Genomic DNA, 9591 nt, shown 5'->3' on the forward strand with positions numbered 1-9591 from the left:
GTGCTGCTCAGTACTTACGCCGGCACCGGCGCCACCGCCGGCCCCGCAGGCGAGGCCGCAGGGCTGCAAGCGCTGGCCAGCCAGGCCGACCAGATGGCGCGTTCGCTGGACGGCGTGGTAGGGGCGCACCAGGGCCTGCGGCTGGCGAGTGCGCTAGGCTCCAGGGGAGCGGAAGCCAGCGTGCTGGATGACGGCAAGGCGCCGCTCGCGGCCATGCATCGCGCCGTGTCCGGCACCGTCGCGGGCGACAGCCTGAATGGCGCCCGCGGCGACGCCTCGGCCAAGCACACCCAGGCGGCCGAGGGCAAGGTGCCGCACCTCACCGATCCGGTCGTGTTCATGGCCGCGCGCGCGGGCCTGGCGCAGGTCGCCGGCGAACACATGCAATACACCGCCGGCGAGACCGTGCACTGGTCGGCCGGCAAGGACCAGAACCTGGCCGTGATGGGCGCGTTGCGCGTGCACACCGGGCAGGGCCTGGGTATCGTCGCCGGCCTGCAGCAGGGCGGCGCGGACTCCGGCCTGGACCTGATCTCCGCCACCGGCGACGTCCACGTTCAAGCCCAGCACGACATCCTGCGCGTGCAGGCGCAGAAGGACATCACCATCGGCAGCGCGCAGACGTCGGTCGAATACGCCGCGCCCAAACGCATCCGCATCGCCACCGCGGCCGGCGCCAGCATCGTGCTGGAAGGCGGCAACATCACCGTGACCGCGCCGGGGCGGATCGATGTGAAGACGGGGAACAAGCAGTTTGCGGGCCCGGACCAGATGTCCTATGCCCTGCCCGTGTTCGTGCAGAGCGCGCCGGCACCGATGAAGCTGGCGCTGCGCCTGCAGGACATGCCGGGGGCGCACGGCATCGCGCCGGAAGGCGAGACTTGGCGCATCGTGAAGGTGCCTGCGGAACTGAACGTGGTTCAGCAGGGGGGACGCATCAATCCCCAGGTGTTCGATTCCTCGGAGTGGTCCGAGGTCTTGGGCGAAGGGAAGACGCCCGCCAGCGGCGAACTCGACCTGTCGGAATCGCAGCAATACGCCGTCCATAGCGAAGTGATGGCGAATCCCGGCCGTGTGTGGCTGATCAGCGGCCTGACCGCGCAGGCCATGACGCCGGCGCGCTGGACGACAACCTCGGAACAGGCGACGTCGGAGCGCATCCTCGATGCCCTGAATTTTGCGCGCAAGGGTTCGGAACTGGACACGGCGCACGCCGACTGGCTGTCCGAGCATGCCTTGGCCGACGGGTCGGCGCAGGGCATGGAGACGCTCAAACCCAAGACGAAGGCATAAGGCAGCCGCCCGCCGGCTTGCGTTCAAGAAAAAGGCCATGGATAAACTCGACATAGACCAGTACACCGCGCAGATCGTCCCGGACACGATGACGACGGTATCGGGCCAGTACTTCGACCTGAACCAGCCCTTCGCCATGCCGCGGTATGGCAACCGCTGCGAGTCCTACATCACCGGGCGGGACTACATGGCGGCCGTGGCGGCCGCGATCCGCGGGGCGCAAAGCTTCATCATGATCGCGGACTGGCAGATGGACTACGACGTGGAGCTGGAGCGGCGCGGCGAGGATGGCCATCCGGGGCGTTTGTCTTCGTTGCTGGCGGCCGCGATCGAGCGCGGCGTGCACGTTCGTATCCTGCTTTACGATTCGATCAGTATGGCTCTAGATACGCACGATGACACGACACAGGACATGCTGCATGGCTTGCCCAAGGGCAAGGGTTCTATCCGTGTCATGCTGCAATATGCCAATACGGGGCGGGTTCCTGCAACAAACACTTTTTTTTCCCATCACCAGAAGTTCGTGCTGGTGGACGGAAAAAAGGCATTTCTGGGCGGAATCGATCTGGCCTACGGCCGCTGGGAAACGCCGTCCTTCGATGTCGTCATCGACCCGAAGATACACGTGCTGAACGACGCGTACAACGCGCAGCTTGTGGCAGCCAGGAAGCCGACCCAGTCAGAACTGGACCTCACCCGGGCCTCAGGGGGACTGCCGGGATTTGAGCCGCCATTGGGCGGAACTCTGCTCGATCCCCTGCGGCAGCCGCGGGAACCATGGGAAGACGTGGCCATGAAAGTCGAGGGACCAGCGGCCTTCGACGTTTTCCTCAACTTCGTGTTGCGTTGGAACAGCTTCGCGCGCGCGGGTACCAATGTGTTCGATCCAAGCATGGATGCGAGTTGGTTCGACCGGGCGAAAGGGTCTCAGCATTTGCTTGATCCGCAGACGCGCGGCAGCGGCAATGCCACGGTGCAGATATGCCGTTCGGCCTCGTCGCAACAGTTGCAGGATGAACTGAAACTCTGGGGCGACAATTACAAGTACGTCAACGACGACTGGAAGACTCCCAACCCGAAGCGCCGCAAGATAGTTCAGGCCGCTCGGGCGAAGTGGGCGGCCAACCATCAGACCAGCATCCGGGATGCGATGGTCAACAGCATCCGGTCGGCGCAGGCCTACATCTACATCGAGAATCAGTTCTTCATTTCCGATTGCGGGGTGGATCAGCTCGGCAAGAAAACTTCGCCGGGGACCAATCCCATCATTCCGGAACTGGCCAATGCGATAGGGGCAGCCATCTATGCGGACCGGCCCTTCCATGTGTGGCTGGTACTGCCCGAGCATCCGGAAGGCCTGTTGGAAGAGCCAGCGACCCTCTCCCAGACGTGGTGGGCGCTACAGGGCGTCAAGCGCGCGCGCAACAGCCTGGTGCATCGAATCAACGCCACGCTGTACGCCAAGCACAGCAAGACCAGAAAGGTGGCTCAGCCAGCCCAGACGAACGCCGACATAGCTGTTGCGCTTGCCAATTGGGGCATGGCGGACGAATGGCGCAAGTACCTGACAGTGTTGAATCTGCGGAATTACGGTTCGACACGTCTGGGTGTTGTTACGGAAATGGTCTACGTACACAGCAAGCTGACCATCGTCGACGATGCGGTCGCCATCATCGGCAGCGCGAATATCAACGATCGCAGCCTGAACGGGAACGGCGATACCGAACTGGCCGCCGTGGTAGTGGACGACGAGGGGGCTGCGATGACCGACGTTGGCGCTGGCGTGAGAGTCGTGACGCGGAAATTCGCCCGAGACCTGCGCATGAAGCTCTGGCGCAAGCACTTTGGCATGATGGTCGAGAGCGGTTCGACGGGCGTCCAGAAAGCTGCCGGGGTACCGCAAGGAATCAGCCTGGAGAGACCTTTGGATCCCTCCAGCATCCAGGCTTTGCAGAAGCTCGCGCACGATAACCGCGAGGCGTATAGCACTGTTTTCCGGCATACGCCCCGCAACAGTTTCCGCAAGCTCCTGGATGGACGGAAAGCCTTTCCTCCGATCTACACACAGGTCAAGAAGTACGAGGTGAATGGCGTTCCAATCGGCAATGTCGGGCCGGACGGCAAGCTGCGTGATGGTTATATTCTGGTCGACGGTCCGCCCTCTGGGAAATACGATTTCACCAAGCTGCCTGATTTGCAGCCGACGTACATGGCGAATTCAGAGCATAAGATCGAACAGGCAATTGCCTATTTGCGTTCCAAAGTTAAGGGGTTTTTCGTTGAAATGCCCTTGGCGTGGGGAGCTGGCGAAGGCGATACGCCGAAGCCGCCGGGACGCGTCCTGGATAGCGTCATTGCGGAGCAGACGAATAAGCCGAAGGAAGATGTTCTTGAAAACAAGAGAGAAGAACAGGCCGCATGATGAGGTTCTTGTTCGCAGTGCGGCAATGGGTGCCGCCAGTTGACGCCCTAGGAGACAAGTCGTGCGTGAATTCTTGATCTGGGCTGCCGATATGGCGTTTCAGACCGCGTACGCCCTGGTGTACGTGCTCCCGCTAGTCTGCGTCGTGGGGATTGCGGTTCATGTCTGGCCGCGTCGCTTCGGCGCGTTGGGATCGTCGGCCTCGCGTGTGGGCCTCGCGATAGTCATGGCGGCCGTATGGCTGTTGGCAATCGTGGGGTTGTTTCTGCTCTTCTATGTTTCACGGAACTATTCCCGGGAGCATGGTTTTGTCCTGATCGCTTTTTTGGCCTATATGGCGCCGTCGCTGGTCTTGTCTCTGATCGGATTGATCGTCCGATACAAGACTCGCGCGAGAGGCGAAGAGGATGATTGACGTTCCGCTTACGCTGCTAAAGGCGGGAGAGACCTTCGCCACGGAAACGATATCGTTGCTCCCCGTGGTATGGGTTATCGGCTTGCTATTGTGTATCGAGTCCGACTTGCCATTGTTGCGTTCGATGACCTGGCGTCTTTTGCGGAATGTGATGGTGGCGTTGATGGCGCTATTTCTGGTGTACGTAGTTGTCTACGCAATATACGGTTCGGCGGTGGCTGTTTATTTTGACGATCACGGGTTCACGAATCTTACTCTGCGCACCTTGTCCACGATGTGGGTGTCGATCGCGCTGGCATTGGCGGGAGTTGTGCTGTGGATTCATCGTCGATCCAGGCAGAACTCATGACAATTCTTCGAAAATAGAACAGAAGGGCGGGCGGCTGGATGGAGGTCTGGTTTGCGGGAAATCGTGATGGCGCTCGCTGAATTCGGAGTTCTGATCGTCCGATCTTCCTGGGCTGTCGTTGAAAGTTTGGCGTAGGGTACGTGATGTCGTGGCCGTCCTGCTGGCCGTTTTCCTTTTGGTGTGCGGCGTCTATGCCATCTTCGGATACAGCGTTTCTGTCATGTTCGGTAAGCCCGGATATTTTCATATGACCGGGGATGCTCTGTGGGCATTGTCGCTATCCATCGGGATGGCGGTGCTCGGACTGGTGATGCGTGCGCGTGCCCAGCCCGTCGTATAGATTGCATTTTTTGAGGGCGTTGCTGAAACGGGGCTGCGCATCACGGACCCTTGAAATATATGCTGCCGCTGGTCTTCGGAATCGTCGTTCAGGTGTGGCCGGACGCCTCTGCCAGAGCGCCAGCTCAGTTTCACTAAATATCTTGGGAGACGGCATTGGACCACTTGATCCTCTGGTCCGCCGAAATGGCGTTTCGGACGGCGCAGGCCCTGATGTACGCGCTGCCACTTGTCTGCCTTTTCGGCGTCGCTGTCCAGGCCAGGCCAGGCAGATTTGGGGTTTTGGGATCTTCAGCGGCACGCAGGGCATTTTCCTTTGTCATGATTGCGGTCTGGCCCTTCGCCATCGCGGGCGCATTGTTGCTCAATCATGTCACCGAGAACTATTCGCGGTCTTATGGTTTTCTCTTGCTCTCCTTCCTGGTTTATTTGGGGCCGTCGATGATCTTGTCGCTCATCGGGGGGATTGTCCGATACAGGGTGCGCCGGGCGGAAACGGGCAATGGTTGACAACGCGGCGCCAGCGCTTCCGGGAATGGGTCGGGCGTCGAATCTCTGATGGCGCCGGCAGGGCCTGAATGGCCAGCCGATTCGAACCATCCATGTCGTCGTTCGACTTGTGGCCGGCGGTGCGGTTACTTTTCTGCTCCGCTTGCCCTACTATCTGGGGCCATCGCTGATCCTGCCTCGGATCGGCCAGACACTGCGCCACAGATTGCGCTGAGAGCATCGGTTCTAGCCCAGGGAGAAGAATTTGCGTGCGGTCCTTGCTGCGATTGCCGAGTCTGGCATGTTGATGGCCCAGTCGACGGCCTATCTGGTGCCGGCGGCGGGCATCCTGGCGCTGATCATCTGCCGGTGGCCCCAGCATTTTGGCAGGCTGGGGACGCGTTCCTTCAGACGCGGGATATCGGCTGGAATGCTGGCCGTCTGGGTATTCGCGCTGACCCTGCTGGGCATGTTCTATTTGCTGGCGACCAACCATGACAGCGGCTACGAGTTCCCGCTGCTTGGGCTGATGCCGTACATGAGCCCGTCTCTTCTTACCGCCCTGATCGTCCTGCTGGTCCATCGGAGAGTGGCGAAGCAGGAGCGCGGCCATGAATGAGGTATATCCCGCCAATGTCCTGCAGTCCGGCGAGTTGCTGGCCTGGGGGATTTTCCAGATCGTTCCGCTCTGGTGGGGCGCTGGAATCCTGCTGTGCCTGGAGTCCAATCTTCCGGGGCTTTCGGCCAGGGCCTGGCGCGCGGTGCGTGACGTCACGATCGCGCTGATGGCGGTGTTTCTGCTGGCGTGCATTGCGTACGCCATCTTCGGCTATGGCGTCGCCGCCAAGTTCGATAAGCCGGAGTATTTCGACAAGGCGCTGGAAGCCTTGCGCTTGCTGTCCCTGTCGATGGGAATGGCGGTGTTCGGGCTGGCGTTGCGCGCGCGTATCGGGCGCCGCGCCCTTCGCCACAGCGGCTAAAATCCCGCCATGCTTCCGCCCCAAGTCCTCGTTGCCCTTTTCGTCCTGCTGCTGGCCGTCGTCATTCCGCTGTTCGCGGTGACCATCCAGCTGAGCCGTTACATCCATTGGTCCTTCTGGGCCGACAAAGCCACGCGCGGCGAGCGGCCGCATTTCACGGGGCCGGTGCTGGCGCTGGTTTTCAGTACCCTGGCTGCCAGCGACTTCGTGGGCTACGAACCCTTTCTGACGATCTCGGCCATGAATCCGGTGCCGATCGAGGCCCGGGCTTACTTCACGGTCGCCATGCTGGCGCTGGCAGTCTGGTGCTGGGCCTACGGGCGCTCCATCCGGGACCGGGTCCTGGGCATGATCGGGGTTCGCGCCTCTTAGCGGCCGCCAGGGTGAACGCATGATATCGATCTACGATCTTCTTGCGTTGGGCGCCCTGGCACTAGCCGTCTGCCTGCCGTTCGCGGCTACGGCGATACAGCTGATGCGATGGCTTTGGTTCATCACGGGCGAGAACGAGACGCGCGGCCAGCGTCCGCGCTTTACGGGACTGGTGCTGGCGATGTTCTTCAGTTCGCTCGCCGCGACCGAGCTTCTGTTCGTGGAGCCCTTCCTGACCTTGTCCCACCTCAATCCCGTGCCACCGCAGCACCGGGAGGAATTCATGGTCGCGATGCTTGCGCTGGCCCTCGCGGGCTGGATATGGGGTGGATCGATCCGCAACCGCGTGCAAGACGCGATCCGCCGGCGTCGCCAGTCTGGCGGCTGAGGCGGGGCCAGCGGGCGGCGGATCTACTTCGCTTCCTGCACCTCGATCTTGACGGTGTTCGAACGCACGCCGTTCGACTCGATATACACCTCGTAGACCGCCGGATCCTTCGGTAGCTGCACCTGGGCCGCCAGGTCGGTGTTGAACTGCGTGCCGACGCTGATACCAGGGCTGATGGGGATGCCCTTGGGCGGACGCGAACTCGGGATCTCGTCCACTTCCACGCCGGGACGTTTGCGCGGCTTGTACTCGTAGGCCACGCCCTCGTAGACCGCCTTGGTCTGCGTGTTGACGGCCACGAAGCGCGGCAGCTGCTGGTTCCGCGATACAGGAATGATGCCTTGCGCGCACACCGGGATGACCAGTGCGCCGGAGGCTTGCGGGCGCACGCGCGCGGGCGCGGCGATATTGAGCTGGTCGTCGCTGCCATGGTTGGGCGGGATGCAGGCGTGGTCGTTCACCGTGCCGATGGGGGCGGTGGCGAACGAGGGCGGATCGATCCAGTCGGTGTTCATCGTGGTCTTCTGGGTATGAGGGGTGGGGCGCGCGGCCGTGGCGGCGACAGGCGCGGCCACGGCCAGCGCGGCTGCCAGCAGCAGGGCCAGCGCGGGCGCCAGGCGGCGCCGCGCGTCAGAACGAGGGCCAGCCATTGGACATGTCCGTCTTGCGTACGGCCTGGGCGCAGCTGGCGCAGAAGCGGATGCTGAGGCAGTCGCCGCCGAACATGACGCAGGAACCCGTGTTGCTGGGATCGGCCTGGCTGGCGGGCAGGCCGAAGTGGCAGTGGTTGCCGAACTGGGAATAGAAGTATGGCCCCTTGTCGAGTTTGGACGAGTCCATTTCGGCTTCGTCCGAGTGCGCGCGCGCCCATTCGGGGCCGCTGGGCGTCATGCCGATCAGGTGGCCGATTTCGTGCACCAGCGTTTGCTGCTGATAGTCCATGGTGACGGGTTCCCAGGGCGTCATGGCCGCCACGCCCAGGACGTTGGTGCCGGGGAACGCCACGCCGCCAGCGGCGCTTTCCATCAACCGGACCCGCAGGATGATTTTGCCCGAGGCCGGGACGGGCAGCAGGCCGGCCAGGCGGATGTTCACGGCGTGGCAGGCCTTGGGGCTTGCCGGGTCGTAGGGCACGGGGGTGACGCGATCCTTGGGAATGACTGCGCGCCTGACGCCGGCCGCGGGGTCGGTGTACTCGAACAGGCATTCCACGAACCAGTCCACGTTGGGTTCTATGTGGTACCACAGGAAGCTGACGTTGCCGTCGGCGCTGACGAACTGGATCTGCTTGTCGCCCGCGCCGGGGCCGGCCGTGGCTTGCACATACATGGGCTGGACCGGCAGCATCGAAGCCAGCCGGTCCAGGTGGCAGACGACCAGCGTGTAGGGCTCGTGCGCCGGGCCTTGCGACTGCGGGTAGACGGAGCGGGCTAGCTGGAGCAGGCGGTCCTCGCCGTCATCGGTGAACACGTCCGAGTTGGCGTCGCCGCGCGTGCTGACCGGCGGCAATTGCACGACGTCCACGCCATGCCGCGCGTATTCCGTCGCGGTCGGCTGGAAGCCGTGGCGGCGCGGCAGGGCCTCGGGGCCGGGCAGCATGATTTCCTGGAGATACAGCCGCTTTGCGGTTTCGACCTGTTCCGTGGAGATGATCTGGTTCTTGTCGTTCACCACCTCGAAGATGTAGGTGTTCAGGCCGGCGGCGGGCAGGGTGATGTCGTCGATTACCTTGGTGCCGTCGGCGTCGGTCACGTAGCTGTAGGAGCGCTGGTTGGGTTCGCGATACAGCGGCTGGCGGCTTTGCTCGCGCGCGGAGTAGACCGCATTGCCCGGACGCGGGCTGACCTTGACGCTGAAGCGATGCTGGCCGCCCTTGTTGAAGCGCACGCGGATTTTGGGCTTGTTGGTCTGGCGGTCCAGGCTGTCGAGCGCCTGGCCATCGTTCCAGACCTCGTCGGCCTCCTGCAGGTTGACGTACTGGAGCTTGGCGCCGCTTCTGGCCCGGTAGGCGGATGGTGTGGGCGTGCCGGCATCGGGCGCACCGCCCGCGGCGGGGCCGCCTGCATCCTGGCCGCCAGGCGCGCCTGCGGGCTTGGCGGCGGCGCCGGGCAGGTTGATCCCTGCCGCCTCCATGACCCGCTTGGCCATCGCCGGATAAGGCGAATTCGCCACTGCGGGAATGTTCATGATCGCCTCCGCCACCTTGGGCAGCGTGGCGTTGGATATCGTGGGCGATTGCAGAATGGCGCCGACCACGGACGGAATCGCGGAGTCGGTCAGGCCTGGCGTGCCGAGGATGGCGCCCGCCACGGCGGGCAGATTGCCCTGGTTGACGTCGGGCATGGTCAGCAGCGCGTTCACCGCCGAGCTCAGCGCGGCGGGGCGGCCGCCCATGGCGCCCATGGCCTGGGTCATGACCGGGCCGATGGCGGATCCCACGCCGCCGCTGCCGGCCGCCGTCAGGTTGGAGGCAGCGCCCAGCGCGGAGGCGGCGGTGGCGTTGCCCATTGCCGTGGCGGCGCCTGAAGCGCCCGACAGCACGCC

General features: G+C 63.3%; 12 protein-coding genes. 10 read left to right on the top strand and 2 right to left on the bottom strand.

The window, feature by feature from the left end; translation table 11 throughout:
- The 10 genes from WBB14_RS32335 to WBB14_RS32380 all read left to right on the top strand — a co-directional run.
- Positions 1–1293, top strand: a 1293-nt coding sequence (locus WBB14_RS32335) for a DUF2345 domain-containing protein (protein WP_424243383.1), incomplete at its 5' end; no start/stop codon positions are given.
- 37 nt (positions 1294–1330) lie between these two features.
- Positions 1331–3715, top strand: coding sequence for a phospholipase D-like domain-containing protein (locus tag WBB14_RS32340; RefSeq protein ID WP_424243384.1), 2385 nt, complete (start codon positions 1331–1333; stop codon positions 3713–3715).
- A gap of 61 nt (positions 3716–3776) precedes the next feature.
- Entirely contained in the window at positions 3777–4130 is a 354-nt protein-coding gene (locus tag WBB14_RS32345; RefSeq protein WP_424243385.1) for a hypothetical protein, read from the top strand.
- A complete protein-coding gene (locus tag WBB14_RS32350) occupies positions 4123–4479 on the top strand; it encodes a hypothetical protein (protein WP_424243386.1) in 357 nt (118 codons plus the stop codon). The genes WBB14_RS32345 and WBB14_RS32350 overlap by 8 nt, the downstream gene beginning before the upstream one ends.
- Before the next feature lie 148 nt (positions 4480–4627).
- A complete protein-coding gene (locus WBB14_RS32355; RefSeq protein ID WP_424243387.1) occupies positions 4628–4819 on the top strand; it encodes a hypothetical protein in 192 nt (63 codons plus the stop codon).
- Positions 4820–4974: 155 nt separating this feature from the next.
- Positions 4975–5328, top strand: a complete 354-nt coding sequence (locus WBB14_RS32360; protein WP_424243388.1) for a hypothetical protein — start codon at positions 4975–4977, stop codon at positions 5326–5328.
- Positions 5329–5608: 280 nt separating this feature from the next.
- Entirely contained in the window at positions 5609–5926 is a 318-nt protein-coding gene (locus WBB14_RS32365) for a hypothetical protein (RefSeq protein WP_424243389.1), read from the top strand.
- A complete protein-coding gene (locus WBB14_RS32370; protein WP_424243390.1) occupies positions 5919–6287 on the top strand; it encodes a hypothetical protein in 369 nt (122 codons plus the stop codon). The genes WBB14_RS32365 and WBB14_RS32370 overlap by 8 nt, the downstream gene beginning before the upstream one ends.
- A gap of 9 nt (positions 6288–6296) precedes the next feature.
- The gene (locus WBB14_RS32375; RefSeq protein WP_424243391.1) at positions 6297–6659 is read left to right on the top strand and encodes a hypothetical protein; all 363 of its coding nucleotides are present in this window, start codon (positions 6297–6299) and stop codon (positions 6657–6659) included.
- A gap of 19 nt (positions 6660–6678) precedes the next feature.
- Positions 6679–7047 (top strand): hypothetical protein, encoded by a 369-nt coding sequence (locus WBB14_RS32380; RefSeq protein WP_424243392.1) that lies wholly within the window; start codon positions 6679–6681, stop codon positions 7045–7047.
- A gap of 23 nt (positions 7048–7070) precedes the next feature.
- On the opposite strand, the gene WBB14_RS32385 is transcribed toward WBB14_RS32380, so the two are convergent.
- Entirely contained in the window at positions 7071–7697 is a 627-nt protein-coding gene (locus tag WBB14_RS32385; protein WP_424243393.1) for a hypothetical protein, read from the bottom strand.
- Positions 7678–9591: hypothetical protein (locus WBB14_RS32390; RefSeq protein ID WP_424243394.1), on the bottom strand; the 1914-nt coding region annotated here is incomplete at its 5' end. The genes WBB14_RS32385 and WBB14_RS32390, both read right to left, overlap by 20 nt.

Source organism: Achromobacter sp., assembly GCF_049647645.1.
Classification (GTDB): Bacteria; Pseudomonadota; Gammaproteobacteria; order Burkholderiales; family Burkholderiaceae_B; genus Achromobacter.